11 protein-coding genes and 2 pseudogenes are annotated in these 12,337 nt (G+C 62.0%); 6 read left to right on the top strand and 7 right to left on the bottom strand.

All coding sequences use genetic code 11. The features are described from left to right. Positions 1-260: 260 nt before the first annotated feature. The 7 genes and pseudogenes from B4968_RS25050 to B4968_RS02130 all read right to left on the bottom strand — a co-directional run bounded on the left by B4968_RS25050 (position 261) and on the right by B4968_RS02130 (position 6,984). A complete protein-coding gene (locus B4968_RS25050) occupies positions 261-698 on the bottom strand; it encodes a nitronate monooxygenase (RefSeq protein WP_277620907.1) in 438 nt (145 codons plus the stop codon). After that, positions 641-1,336: a nitronate monooxygenase gene (locus tag B4968_RS25045; RefSeq protein WP_277620906.1), complete on the bottom strand. Its 696-nt coding sequence runs from the start codon at positions 1,334-1,336 to the stop codon at positions 641-643. Before B4968_RS25045 ends, B4968_RS25050 begins: the two co-directional genes overlap by 58 nt. 55 nt (positions 1,337-1,391) lie before the next feature. Continuing rightward, positions 1,392-1,637: a biotin/lipoyl-containing protein gene (locus B4968_RS23740; protein WP_277620905.1), complete on the bottom strand. Its 246-nt coding sequence runs from the start codon at positions 1,635-1,637 to the stop codon at positions 1,392-1,394. Continuing rightward, on the bottom strand, positions 1,552-3,456 hold the full coding sequence (locus B4968_RS02140; protein ID WP_173907524.1) for an acetyl-CoA carboxylase biotin carboxylase subunit: 1,905 nt from the start codon (positions 3,454-3,456) through the stop codon (positions 1,552-1,554). Before B4968_RS02140 ends, B4968_RS23740 begins: the two co-directional genes overlap by 86 nt. A gap of 17 nt (positions 3,457-3,473) precedes the next feature. Further along, positions 3,474-4,550, bottom strand: a complete 1,077-nt coding sequence (locus B4968_RS02135; protein ID WP_277620904.1) for an acyl-CoA carboxylase subunit beta — start codon at positions 4,548-4,550, stop codon at positions 3,474-3,476. A 127-nt stretch (positions 4,551-4,677) separates the two neighbouring features. Then, positions 4,678-4,893, bottom strand: a pseudogene (locus B4968_RS25040) (acyl-CoA carboxylase subunit beta); the annotation flags it as partial. Positions 4,894-5,166: 273 nt separating this feature from the next. After that, entirely contained in the window at positions 5,167-6,984 is a 1,818-nt protein-coding gene (locus B4968_RS02130; RefSeq protein ID WP_083096201.1) for an acyclic terpene utilization AtuA family protein, read from the bottom strand. A gap of 317 nt (positions 6,985-7,301) precedes the next feature. Here B4968_RS02130 and pcaF point away from each other — a divergent pair, with 317 nt between their 5' ends. The 6 genes and pseudogenes from pcaF (at position 7,302) to B4968_RS02100 (ending at position 12,337) form a co-directional block, all read left to right on the top strand. Next, positions 7,302-8,504, top strand: a complete 1,203-nt coding sequence (gene pcaF / locus B4968_RS02125; protein WP_083096199.1) for a 3-oxoadipyl-CoA thiolase — start codon at positions 7,302-7,304, stop codon at positions 8,502-8,504. A 31-nt stretch (positions 8,505-8,535) separates the two neighbouring features. Next, positions 8,536-9,515, top strand: a pseudogene (gene paaA, locus B4968_RS02120) (1,2-phenylacetyl-CoA epoxidase subunit PaaA). A 58-nt stretch (positions 9,516-9,573) separates the two neighbouring features. Then, positions 9,574-9,858: a 1,2-phenylacetyl-CoA epoxidase subunit PaaB gene (paaB, locus tag B4968_RS02115; RefSeq protein WP_083096197.1), complete on the top strand. Its 285-nt coding sequence runs from the start codon at positions 9,574-9,576 to the stop codon at positions 9,856-9,858. Next, on the top strand, positions 9,858-10,631 hold the full coding sequence (paaC, locus tag B4968_RS02110) for a 1,2-phenylacetyl-CoA epoxidase subunit PaaC (protein ID WP_083096194.1): 774 nt from the start codon (positions 9,858-9,860) through the stop codon (positions 10,629-10,631). The genes paaB and paaC overlap by 1 nt, the downstream gene beginning before the upstream one ends. Before the next feature lie 148 nt (positions 10,632-10,779). Continuing rightward, entirely contained in the window at positions 10,780-11,253 is a 474-nt protein-coding gene (paaD, locus tag B4968_RS02105) for a 1,2-phenylacetyl-CoA epoxidase subunit PaaD (protein ID WP_083096192.1), read from the top strand. A 10-nt stretch (positions 11,254-11,263) separates the two neighbouring features. After that, on the top strand, positions 11,264-12,337 hold the full coding sequence (locus B4968_RS02100; RefSeq protein ID WP_083096190.1) for a 2Fe-2S iron-sulfur cluster-binding protein: 1,074 nt from the start codon (positions 11,264-11,266) through the stop codon (positions 12,335-12,337).

Genomic DNA, 12,337 nt, shown 5'->3' with positions numbered 1-12,337 from the left:
GCCTCCTCAGCCCCTTTGCAAGCCCTGCCTGCAACTATTGAACAGGTGAAGCAAAATGGCGAGGAGAAAGCGGTGCCTCCCTCGTGGGACTGCTCCATTTGGTCAGGCAAAATTGACCGGGCAAAACTGGTCGCGAATAATTGTCCTGGCTCAAAGTCTCACCTGGCCCGGCTCTCTGCTCAGCTATTGGCTTGCCTGTGCTACACTCAAGATCTTTACTGGGGCGACAGGCCTGCTTTGCTTAAGAAACAGCGCTGGCCCTATCCCTCAAGTGCGGTTTGAAGGCGTTCATAACCCCTCAGAAAATCTTCCTTGAAGTCCTGCACCACGGCCCCCGCAGACATGGACTGGTTCATCAGGCCAACCCCCTGCCCCACCCAATAGGTGGCCAGATCCTGCGCGCCTGCATGGCCCTTTTGCGACATCTGATCAATGCGGTGCAGCGCGGGTTCTGACACCAGCGTCTGCAGCGGCATCGGCAGCGGTCTGGGCGCGGCTTTGGCCTCCCAGGCCTCGGTCCAGGCACTGACCAGCTGGCGCGAAGGTTTGCCAGTGCGCGAACGTGAACGCACGGTGTCGCGACTGCTGGCCGCCAGCATCTTTTCTTTGACCACCGACGTTGTCTCGGCCTCGGCGGTGGTCAGCCAGACCGAGCCACACCAGGCACCCGCCGCCCCCATCGCCATGGCGGCCGCCATCTGTGCGCCGGGGGCAATGCCGCCCGCGGCCAGCACCGCACCTGCGAGCCCGCAATGGCCTGCACCACCTCAGGCACCAACACCATGGTCGAAATCTCGCCGGTATGGCCACCAGCCTCACCTCCGGCAGCAACAATCACACCAACGCCCGCAGCCACCTGCGCCCGCGCATGTTCGGCGGTGCCCACCAGCCCCGCCACTGCAACGCCCTGTGCCTTGCCACGCTCCAGCATATCCTGCGGCGGCAGGCCCAGCGCATTGGCAATCAGCGCAATAGGATGCGAAAACGCCACATCCAAAGCCCGCCGCGCGCCCTCAGCGCTGATGTTTTCGCGAAACACCAACCGATCGGCCCGCTGTGGCTCCAGATCACCGGGCTCTACACCATGCGCCTGCATCACCTCATTGGCAAAGCTCTTATGCCCCTCTGGCACCATCGCGAGGATCTGGGCATCCGCGATACCCTCACCCTTGGCCTCGAATTTATTGGGCACGATGGGGTCAACACCGTAAGGCCTGCCATGCACATGCGCATCAATCCAGGCAAGCTCCTCTTCCAACTCTTCGGGCGACATCATTGCGGCGCCAAAGATCCCCATGCCGCCGGCATTGGTGACAGCCGCCCCACATCGCGACAATGGGAAAAGGCAAAAAGCGGGAACTCGATCCCCAACCGCCTGCATAGCTCAGAATTCATGATGTCACCTCGTTTGTTGCTGGCTTTTTGGCGCTGCTGTCTGGCCCCGTGCTGCTGTCTGATCCAGTGCTGCTGTCTTGCCCGGTGTTTTCTTCCGCCGTGATCAGCACCAGCAGGTCCCCGGCCTTGACCTGGCTTGCCGCAACCACTGCGACCTCAGACACTGTGCCTGCCATCTCGGCTAGGATTTCGTGCTGCATCTTCATGGCCTCCAGCACCGCCAGACGGCTGCCAACCGCCACCCTGTCGCCAGCTTTGACGCAAAGCTCTAACAGATTGCCATGCATCGGCGCGCGAACCTCGCCGCCGCCCGCTGTGGTGCCTTGGGTTGCTCCGGGGCGCAGCCGTGTCAGCCGCTGCATCTGTGCCTGTGGCCATGAACAGGGTGTCGTCAAGCAGCAGGTGCTGACGCAGATCAACCCGCTCACCATCCAAACGCAGGCTCATTGCCTGTTGTGTTACATGGTGACAGGCCCCTCCGTAACGGGCCTCTCCAACCTGCACCGACATACCCTCAGGCGTCTGGCTCAGCAGCAGTGTCGCGGGCTCGGCACCCGTGTCCAACACCATGCGCGCCTGCAGCTGGCCCTGACTGGACCAGCCCAATAGCTCTGCCGGGGTTTGCGCCCGTGCCGCCAGATCCGCCTGTTCGGCGCGGTAGATCAGGCAGGCCGCCAGCGCCAGATCCGCGCTCGATACCACCTGCGGTGGCACTGGGTCAAAGTGGTCGGCAATAAAGCTGGTGGTCGCAGCGCCCCTGGCAAAGGAGTCATGCGACAGCACCGCAATCAGGAAATCCCGGTTGCAGGCGGGGCCAAACAGGACCGTGTCGCCAAGTGCTGCAATCAGACGTTCAAGCGCCTCGCGGCGACTGGCACCATGAACAATGATTTTGGCCAGCATCGGGTCATAAAAGGCCGAGACCTCTTGCCCCGCTCTGATCCCTGCATCGACCCGGATACCCGCGCCCTTTGGCGGCTGCCAGCGGCTGATGTGCCCGGATTGCGGCAGGAAACCCTGCGCCGGATCTTCTGCATAAAGCCGCACCTCGATGGCATGGCCGCGCAACACGACATCTTGCTGCGCCAACCCCAGCGCATCACCTTTGGCGGTACGAATTTGCAGCGCCACCAGATCAAGCCCGGTGATCATCTCTGTGACCGGATGCTCCACCTGCAGGCGGGTGTTCATCTCCAGAAAGTAAAACGCGCCGCTCTCTTGCAGCAGGAACTCCACCGTGCCCGCGCCCAGGTAGCTGATGGCACGGGCGGCCTCAACGGCGGCGGCGCCCATCTCGGCGCGCAGCTCTGGTGTCATCACCGGACAGGGGGCCTCTTCGACCACCTTCTGGTGGCGGCGCTGCACGGAACAATCGCGCTCTCCCAGATGGATGGTATGTCCTGTGGCATCTGCAAAGATCTGAAACTCTACGGGGCGCGGGCGCATCACCGCCTTTTCCAGGATCATCTCATCCGAGCCAAAGGCCGCCATAGCTTCGCTTTTGGCAAGATCCAGCGCATCGCCAAAGCCTGCGGCCTCCGCAACCAGACGCATGCCGCGTCCACCGCCGCCTGCGGCCGCCTTGATCATCACCGGATAGCCAATCTTGTCCGCCTCCGCCTGCAGTGTTTCCGGCGACTGATCCGCGCCCTCATAGCCGGGCACACAGGGCACCCCGGCGGCGATCATGCGCCGCTTGGCGGCGGCCTTATTGCCCATCAGGGCAATCGCCTCAACGCTGGGGCCAATAAAGACCAATCCGGCATCCTGGCAGGCCTGAGCAAAATCGGTATTTTCCGACAAGAACCCATAGCCCGGATGCAGGGCCTCAGCGCCGGAGTCTTTGGCAGCGGCCAGGATTTTGCCCGCATCCAGATAGCTGTCCGCGACCGGCCCGGTGCCGATACAGATGGCCCGGTCGGCAAACGCCACATGCGGGCTGGCGGCATCCGCCTCGGTATAGACGGCGATGGATCTGATCCCCATGGAGCGCGCCGTGCCCATGATGCGCAGCGCGATCTCGCCCCGGTTGGCCACCAGAATTGAGTTGAACCCTGTCATACCCTGCTCCTTTTCCATCAGGCCCGGCCCACGCCAAAGGCATTGGGATTTAGCACGCGGCGGCGCGCCTCCATGCAGGTGGCGAGGCAAAAGCCAATCACCGCCCGACTGTCGCGTGGGTCAATCATGCCCATGTCCAGCATCCTCCGGGAGGTGAAAAACGCATCCGACTGGCTGTCAAAATGTGCGGTAATCCCAGCGCGCTGCTTGGCCAGACGCGCCTCGTCGACCTCAATGCCTTTGCGCGCGGCGGCGCGCCGCGCCACCTGCTCCATGGTCAGCGCCGCCTGCGCCCCCCCCATCACGCCGGTCATTGCATTGGGCCAGGTAAACAGGAAATCCGCACCAAAGGCGTGACCGCACATACCGTAGTTGCCGGCGCCAAAGCTGGCCCCGGTATAGAGCGAGATCTTCGGCACCCGCAGATTGGTCACCGCCTGGATCATCTTTGAGCCATGTTTGATCATGCCCGCGCGTTCATAGTCGGTGCCCACCATATAGCCCGTGGTATTGCCCAAAAAGATCACTGGCGTGTCGGCCTGATCCATCAGTTGCAAAAAATGCGTCGCCTTGGTGGCGCCATCCGGATCAATTGGCCCGTTGTTGCCCAGAATGCCGACCGGCTGCCCCATGATATGCGCCTGCAGACAGACCATTGCGGCGCCGTAGCCGGGCTTGAAATCCCGCAGCACAGAGCCGTCGACAATCCGGGCTGCTAACTCGCGCATGTCATAGGGCTTGCGATAGTCTGCGGGAATAGCACCCGCCAGCTCCTCTGCCGGGTATTTCGGAGGATGGTACTCCACAGGTGCTGCGGCGCAGCCCTGCCAGCCAAGGCCGGCCACAACCTCACGGGCCAGCTCTAGCCCATGGGCGTCATCTTCTGCGAGATATTCGACCAGGCCGGTCACCTCGGCATGCATCTCGGCACCACCCAGATCGGCGTCTTTGGCGATCTCACCCGTGGCGGCCTGCACCAGCGCGGCCCCTGCCAGCATCGCCATGCCGTTGCCTTTGACCCCGATCACATAGTCCGACAGCCCCGGCTGATAGGCGCCCCCCGCGGTTGAGGCCCCATGCAGCACGGTGATCACCGGATTGCCCGCAGCCGACAATCGCGCAAGCCCCGCAAAAAGACCGCCGCCATGGGCCCAGAGGCTCAACCGTATAGCGCATCAGATCAGCCCCCGCGCTCTCAACCAGATGCAGAAAGGGCAGTTTTTGCTTCAGCGCGATCTCAATCGCCCCCAGCGCCTTATCCACCGATTTGCCCATCATGGCGCCGGCATTGATGCCCGCATCATCAACAAAGACCAGCACCCGCACCCCCGAAACATAGCCAATGCCAAGAACAATCGAGGCGCCGGGGATCGAGGTTTCCGGGTCAGGGTCATCCACCAGATAAGAGGCCATATTATAAAGCTCAACAAAGGGCATGCCCGGATCCAGCAGGGCTGCAAGCCGTTCGCGCGGCGACAGCTGGCCACGTTTGTCAAACACCGGTCGGCGCTCTTCTGATTTGGCAGCGGCACGGGCCTCAAGGCGGCGCATCCGCCCGACCTGTGCCAGCATATCGGCGCGGTTCTGGGCAAAGCTGTCACTGCTCGTGCTGATCCTGCTTTGAAAAGCTTTCATCGACATGTCCTCATTGGGTTGGTCCTGCCACAGGGCCGCTGCAGGACGGCTGCTGGCATACAGTATACAGATAGATCATTCTTTGCCCCGCAGCCGCGCCAGCAGATCGGCATCTACCGCGATGGGCACCGCCAGCAACAACTGGCCATAGCCCTTGGCCTGTGGGTCATTGCGCAGCGACGAGGTGCCACCACCGCCCAGCGCGCCATGCAACAGGATGTTCATCGAGGCACTTCCGGGCAGGTAAAACCGCTCGATCGCGCCGCTTACGGCAGGTTCGGCATCGGGCAAAAAAAGGCCATACACCCGCTGCAGATGCGCGGGCGTCAGGCCTTCCCAGATCCAGGGCATAAGCGCAGGATCGCGTGCCATCACGCCGATATTGGCGATGTCGCCCTTATCGCCACTCCGGGCCCAGGCCAGCTCTATCAGCGGCACCTGGGTGATATTTTCAGCCTCGGGCTGTACAGGAAGCGGCGGGCGCGGAGCGGCGATTACAGCTGGACCTTTGGCCGCTGGGCACTGCAGCTTACCCACCTCATCCAGCAGGCGTATCTGCACCTGCTCCTTGGGGGTGAGATAAGAAAACAGCGCCATCACAGGCGAGGGTTTCGGGCGCGCACCCGCAAAGCCGCTCAACCCCGGCGGTGTTGCAAGGCCCATCCCGGTGGCCTCTTTCAGAAACAGAGCAACGGCGCGGGCATCCGGGTGGCGCACGGCGATCTTGGCCGCGACCTCGCGCTGGGGTCCGGTCTGGCGCATCGCGCCAAACTGGCTTTCAGCGCCCAACAGCTCAACACTGACATCCGAATAATCCGGCGCCTGCATCCGCTGCAGCGCCGTGCGGCAGCGCGCCAGCACGGTCTCGGCAAAGTGCTGCGCCTTCGCCTCGGCCTCCAGCCCGTAAAAGGTAAAGATATGCCCCGCGCGAAAGCCGTCGTGCCAGGTCAGGCAGGTCTTGTAGCTCTCGGGCACGCCAAGGCCACGTGCGCCCTGCACCAGCACCCGGTCAGGCCCGGTCTCAACCAGTGTCACATCCGAGAAATCACAGGCCACATCTGGCAAAAGATAGGCCTGCGGGTCGCCGATCTCATAGAGCATCTGCTCGCCGACCGTGCCCCGCGACACCAGCCCACCAGACCCGGCGGGTTTGGACACCTCAAAGCTGCCATCGGCGTGGATCTCGGCGATGGGATAGCCGATGTCAGCCAGATTATCCGCCACCGCGCGCCAGTCGGTGAAATTGCCCCCCGTCGCCTGCGGGCCGCATTCGAGTATATGCCCCGCCAAACTACCCCCGGCCAGCGCATCGAGATCCGTGCTCGCCCAGCCAAAATGATGGATCGCCGCCGCCAGTGTCACGGCGCTGTCGACACAGCGCCCGGTGATGACAATGTCCGCGCCGCGATCCAGCGCCAGCGCGATGGGAAATGCCCCCAGATAGGCATTGATACTGGCGATCTTCTCTACGGGTGGCAGGGTGGTGGCGCGAAACATATCGCGGGGCGCGGCCTGTGCCACCGCCGCGCGCCCAGCCAAAAGGTCATCGCCTTCCACCACCGCCACCCTGAGCGCCAGCCCCTGTTTCGCAATCTCAGCCCGCAGGGCCGCGGCACAGGCCCCGGGATTGACGCCTCCGGCGTTGGAGACAATGCGCACACCCTGACGGGCGATCTCGCCCAGGTTTGGCGCCATAGCTGCGCTGACAAAGTCAGCCGCAAATCCAGACTGCGCATCTTTGGCCCGGGCGCGGGCCAGGATCGCCATGGTGATCTCGGCCAGGTAGTCATAGACGATGAAATCCAGCCCGCCCGCTGCCAAAAGCTGCGGTGTTGCCGCAGTGGCATCTCCCCAAAACCCACGGGCACCGCCGATGCGCAAATGCTTTGCCATATTCCCCCTATCCCGCCAGTTTCAGTCCAAGGATACCACCACAGGGACACCACCGGCGCAAAATTCACCATGAGCCACGCAATCAGCCAACAGACCAATCGTTCTGTTTTAATGTGAGCCAGGCAAAGGCCGCGCTGCAACCAAAAACAGCCGCGGGCTGGCCACGACGTAAAGTCACAAGGCCCGGCCTCATACGTTACAGGATTCCTTTAGATGGGAAAAATTCGTTACGTTTCGCTTGCCACGAATCGACAACTTGCGTTATACCGACCCAACGGTCGGCTTATTTCGCCGACAAACCAGGAGACGCGAACACCATGGATGCATTCATCTGCGATGCCACCCGAACCCCAATTGGCCGCTACGGTGGTGGCCTCAGCCAGGTTCGTACCGATGACCTGGCAGCCGCGCCTATTGCTGCTTTGGCGGCGCGCAATCCGCAGGTCGATTGGGCCAGCATTGATGATGTGATCTTTGGCGACGCCAACCAGGCCGGTGAAAGCAACCGCAACGTGGCGCGCATGGCGGCGCTGCTGGCCGGTCTGCCCGTGGATGTGCCTGGCACCACCATCAACCGGTTGTGCGCCAGCGGTATGGATGCGGTTGGCATGGCCTCACGCGGAATACGCGCTGGCGACTATGACATGGCCATCGCCGGCGGTGTCGAGAGCATGAGCCGCGCGCCCTTTGTGATGCCCAAGGCGACCTCGGCCTTCAGTCGCGCCAATGCGATCTATGACACCACCATCGGCTGGCGGTTCATCAACAAGAAGATGCAGCAGATGTATGGCACCGACTCGATGCCACAGACGGCCGACAATGTCGCCGAGGCCTATAACATCAGCCGCGAAGACCAGGACGCCTTTGCCGCCCGCAGCCAGGCCCGCTGGGCCGAGGCCCATGCGGCGGGTATCTTTGGCGATGAGATCACGCCGGTCTCAGTGCCGCAGCGCAAGGGCGAGCCTGTGGTTGTCGACACCGATGAGCACCCCCGCCCCGGCACAGGCGCTGATAAGCTGGCCAAACTGAGAGGCGTCAACGGTGCGGACAAGACCGTGACCGCAGGCAATGCCTCTGGCGTCAATGACGGGGCCGCTGCCATCCTGATGGCAAACGAAGCTGCCGCCGCCAAAAACGGCCTGAAACCAATGGCGCGCATTGTCGGCATGGCCGCCGCCGGGGTTGAGCCACGCATTATGGGCATTGGCCCGGTGCCCGCCACCCGCAAGGTTCTGGCCCGCACCGGTCTGACCATTGACCAAATGGATGTGATCGAGCTCAATGAGGCCTTTGCCAGCCAGGGGATTGCCACCCTGCGTGAACTTGGGCTTGCCGATGATGCCCCCCGTGTGAACCCCAATGGCGGCGCGATCGCCCTGGGCCATCCGCTTGGCATGTCCGGCGCACGCCTTGTGCTGACAGCCGCCTATCAATTGCAACGCACCGGTGGGCGCTATGCGCTGTGCACCATGTGTGTCGGCGTGGGACAGGGCACCGCCCTGATCCTGGAACGCGTATAAGCCAGTAACCCCTTTCCGGGAGGAGCAAGTCATGTATGCACAGATGGTCAAATCCGAAGCGAGCACCGATGATCCCGAAAAGCTGGCCGATCCTTTCAGGCCCGCATTGATGCCGGTGAAAAGATCGAACCCAAGGACTGGATGCCAGCGGGCTATCGCAAGACACTGATCCGCCAGATCGGCCAGCACGCCCATTCGGAAATCGTCGGCCAGCTGCCGGAAGGCAACTGGATCACCCGCGCGCCAACGCTGGAACGCAAAGCGATCCTGCTGGCCAAGGTGCAGGACGAGGCCGGCCATGGGCTGTATCTCTACTGTGCTGCCGAAACATTGGGGGTGAGCCGCGATGAGCTCACTGAAAAGCTGCTGGATGGGCGGATGAAATATTCCTCCATCTTCAACTACCCGACGCTGAACTGGGCCGATATGGGCGCGGTGGGCTGGCTGGTAGATGGCGCGGCCATTCTGAACCAGGTGCCGCTGCAGCGGACCTCCTTTGGTCCCTACGCCCGAGCCATGGTCCGGGTTTGCAAAGAAGAGAGCTTCCACGCCCGGCAGGGCTTTGACGTCATGCGCAAGATGGCGACAGGCACGCCTGCGCAACAGAAGATGGCGCAGGATGCGCTCAACCGGCTCTGGTTCCCGGCGCTGATGATGTTTGGCCCGTCAGATGCGGAGTCCACCCACTCAGAGCAGTCGATGGCCTGGAAGATCAAGATGAACAGCAATGACGAGCTGCGTCAGAAATTTGTCGACCAGACGGTGCCGCAGATCGAATTCCTGGGTCTTGAGCTGCCAGACGCGGGCATCAAATGGAACGAGGCGCGCGGCAGCTATGACTACTCTGATCCCGACTGGTCCAAGTTCTTTGATGTGATCCAGGGCAATGGCCCCTGCAACGTGGACCGGCTCGCGGCGCGCAACAAGGCCTGGAAAGACGGTGCATGGGTGCGCGATGGCCTGCTGGCGCATGCCCGCAAAAAAGCCGCTCGCAAACACGCCGCCGAATAGTAACGATTTTGCAGCCTGCACCACAGGGCAGGCCTGCGACAGCCAGGAGAACTGAGCTATGAAAAACGAATGGCCCCTCTGGGAAGTCTTTATCCGCGGTCAACACGGGCTAAGCCACCGCCACGTCGGCTCTTTGCACGCGCCGGATGCCGAAATGGCGATCAAGAACGCCCGCGACGTCTACACCCGCCGCAATGAGGGCGTGTCGATCTGGGTGGTGGAGGCCAATAACATCACCGCCTCCTCGCCCAGCAACAAAGGCCCGCTGTACGAGCCTGCTGAAAGCAAAGTCTACCGTCACCCGACATTCTTTGACATTCCTGACGAAGTGGGAGCGATGTAATGGCGCAGGATCTCACAGCAGATCAGGCCCTGTTTCAGTTCCTGCTGCGCATGGGCGACAACACCCTGATTTTGGGCCACCGGGTCAGCGAATGGTGCGGCCATGCGCCGGTGCTGGAAGAAGACATCGCACTGGCAAACACCGCGCTGGATCTGATTGGTCAGACCCAGATGTGGCTGGGCCTTGCCGCCGAAGTGCAAGGCGAAGAGAAATCCGCCGATGATCTGGCCTTTTTGCGCGACGTCTGGGAGTTTCGCAATGTGCTGCTGGTCGAGGTTCCCAACGAGGATTTTGGCCGCACCCTGATGCGCCAGTTCCTGTTTGACGCCTGGCATTCGATCCAGCTGGGGCATCTGATGACCTCCTCGAATGCGCGCATTGCAGCCATCGCCGCCAAGACCTCTAAAGAGGTCGCCTGCCACCTGGAGCGCTCAGCTGACACGGTTGTGGGTCTGGGGGATGGCACCGAGCAAAGCCATGACTATATGCAGGCAGCCCTCGACTATCCCTGGCCCTATGTTGGCGAGATGTTCAGCTCGGATGCGGTGGATGCCGCGATGGTTCAGGCGGGCATAGCGCCCGATCCGGCCGCGCTGCGGGGTGAGTATGACGCGCTGATTACCCGCGTGCTGACCGAGGCCACACTGACCCTCCCCGAGAGCAGTTTTGGCCATAAGGGCGGCCGCACCGGCGCGATGCATACCGAGCATCTGGGTCATCTGCTGACGCAAATGCAATGGCTGCAGCGCGCCTATCCCGGCGCCAGCTGGTAGATCGAAAGTGAAGGCATAGGGCAGCTCCTGTCCGCGGGCGGAAGCAAAGCGCCCGCCGTTTTGCCGGAGGCAAACCTCCGGTTCGACAGGGGCGGACGGCCGCTGCCCGACCTTTCGGTTGGGTGCTGCATATCCAAGGACGGATCGCATGAAGAAAGTCATCGAAAAACCAAGTGTAGACCAGATCTGGGAGTGGCTCGACGCCGTGCCGGACCCGGAAATTCCGGTCATCAGCCTGGTGGATCTTGGTATTATTCGTGGCGTGCAATGGCAGGGTGACACCTTAGAGGTGGCTGTTACCCCCACCTATTCCGGCTGTCCTGCCACGGCGATCATCAATCTCGATATCGAGACCGCGCTGCGCGACCACGGCCTGGACAAGATCCAGCTCAAGACGCAGATCTCGCCGCCCTGGACCACCGACTGGATGTCCGAGAAGGGCCGCGCCAAGCTGGAAGACTATGGCATCGCGCCGCCGCAGGCCGCAGGCGGCCCCGAGCGCTGCCCCAATTGCCAAAGCAAGAATGTGACCCGTGTGAGCCAGTTTGGCTCCACCCCCTGTAAGGCACACTGGCGTTGCCAGGACTGTCTTGAACCCTTTGACTATTTCAAGTGCATCTGAGGAGACCTGCATGGCGCGCTTCCACGATCTCGAAGTTACCGAAGTCCGCAAGACCATCCGCGATGCGGTTGTGGTCTCCCTGAAGCCTGTGAATGGCGCAGCGGCGGAGTTTGATTTTACCCAGGGCCAGTATCTGACGTTTCGCCGCGACTTTGATGGCGAAGAGCTGCGCCGCAGCTATTCGATCTGCGCTGGCAAGCAGGATGGCATCCTGCAGGTCGGCATCAAACGGGTCGAGGGCGGCGCCTTTTCCACCTGGGCCAATACCGAGCTGCACGTGGGCGACACCCTGCAGGCAATGCCCCCCATGGGCAGCTTTTTCACGCCACTGGATGCAACAAGCACAAAAACCTATCTCGGGTTTGCCGGCGGCTCCGGCGTCACGCCGGTGCTCTCGATCCTCAAGACCACTCTGGCGGCCGAGCCAAACGCCTCTTTCTCGCTGGTCTATGCCAACCGGGGTGTGAACACGATTATGTTCCGTGAGGAGCTGGAGGATCTGAAGAACACCTATATGGGGCGCTTCAACGTCATCCATATTCTGGAATCAGACGCGCAGGAAATCGACCTCTTTACCGGGCTGGTGACGGAAGAAAAATGTGCGCAGCTGTTTGAGCACTGGATCGACATCAAATCCGTTGATACCGCCTTTATCTGCGGCCCTGAACCCATGATGCTGGGCATAGCTGCCGCCCTGCGCACAGCGGGCCTTGCGGATCCACAGATCAAGTTCGACCTGTTTGCCTCGGCGCAGCCCGGTCGCGCCAAACGCAAGGAGAGCACCGCAGATACTGCCAGTGGCGGCAATCAGGCGACGGCCGCGATCACCCTGGATGGCGCGACCCAGACCATCGAGATGGGCAAAGACATCTCCATCCTCGACGCCGCACTGGAGAACGCCATGGATGCGCCCTATGCCTGCAAGGCCGGGGTTTGCTCGACCTGTCGCTGCAGGGTGATTGAGGGTGAAGTCGAGATGGTCGCCAACCATGCACTGGAGGATTACGAGGTCGAAAAGGGCTATGTGCTCTCCTGTCAGGCCTTTCCTGTCACCGACAGGGTCGTTGTCGACTACGATCAGTAA

The sequence above is a fragment of the Pseudophaeobacter leonis genome, assembly GCF_002087335.1.
In the GTDB taxonomy this organism is placed as follows: domain Bacteria; phylum Pseudomonadota; class Alphaproteobacteria; order Rhodobacterales; family Rhodobacteraceae; genus Pseudophaeobacter; species Pseudophaeobacter leonis.
Note: the sequence above shows the minus strand (reverse complement) of the source record. Positions and strands in the feature narration are given on the sequence as shown.

What these genes read in the sequence shown, in the direction of transcription:
- B4968_RS25050 (WP_277620907.1), bottom strand. Translation starts at nt 698, where the DNA reads ATGGCGGCCGCCATGGCGATGGGGGCGGCGGGTGCCTGGTGTGGCTCG.
- B4968_RS02140 (WP_173907524.1), bottom strand. Translation starts at nt 3,456, where the DNA reads ATGACAGGGTTCAACTCAATTCTGGTGGCCAACCGGGGCGAGATCGCG.
- B4968_RS02130 (WP_083096201.1), bottom strand. Translation starts at nt 6,984, where the DNA reads ATGGCAAAGCATTTGCGCATCGGCGGTGCCCGTGGGTTTTGGGGAGAT.
- pcaF (WP_083096199.1), top strand. Translation starts at nt 7,302, where the DNA reads ATGGATGCATTCATCTGCGATGCCACCCGAACCCCAATTGGCCGCTAC.
- paaB (WP_083096197.1), top strand. Translation starts at nt 9,574, where the DNA reads ATGAAAAACGAATGGCCCCTCTGGGAAGTCTTTATCCGCGGTCAACAC.
- paaC (WP_083096194.1), top strand. Translation starts at nt 9,858, where the DNA reads ATGGCGCAGGATCTCACAGCAGATCAGGCCCTGTTTCAGTTCCTGCTG.
- paaD (WP_083096192.1), top strand. Translation starts at nt 10,780, where the DNA reads ATGAAGAAAGTCATCGAAAAACCAAGTGTAGACCAGATCTGGGAGTGG.
- B4968_RS02100 (WP_083096190.1), top strand. Translation starts at nt 11,264, where the DNA reads ATGGCGCGCTTCCACGATCTCGAAGTTACCGAAGTCCGCAAGACCATC.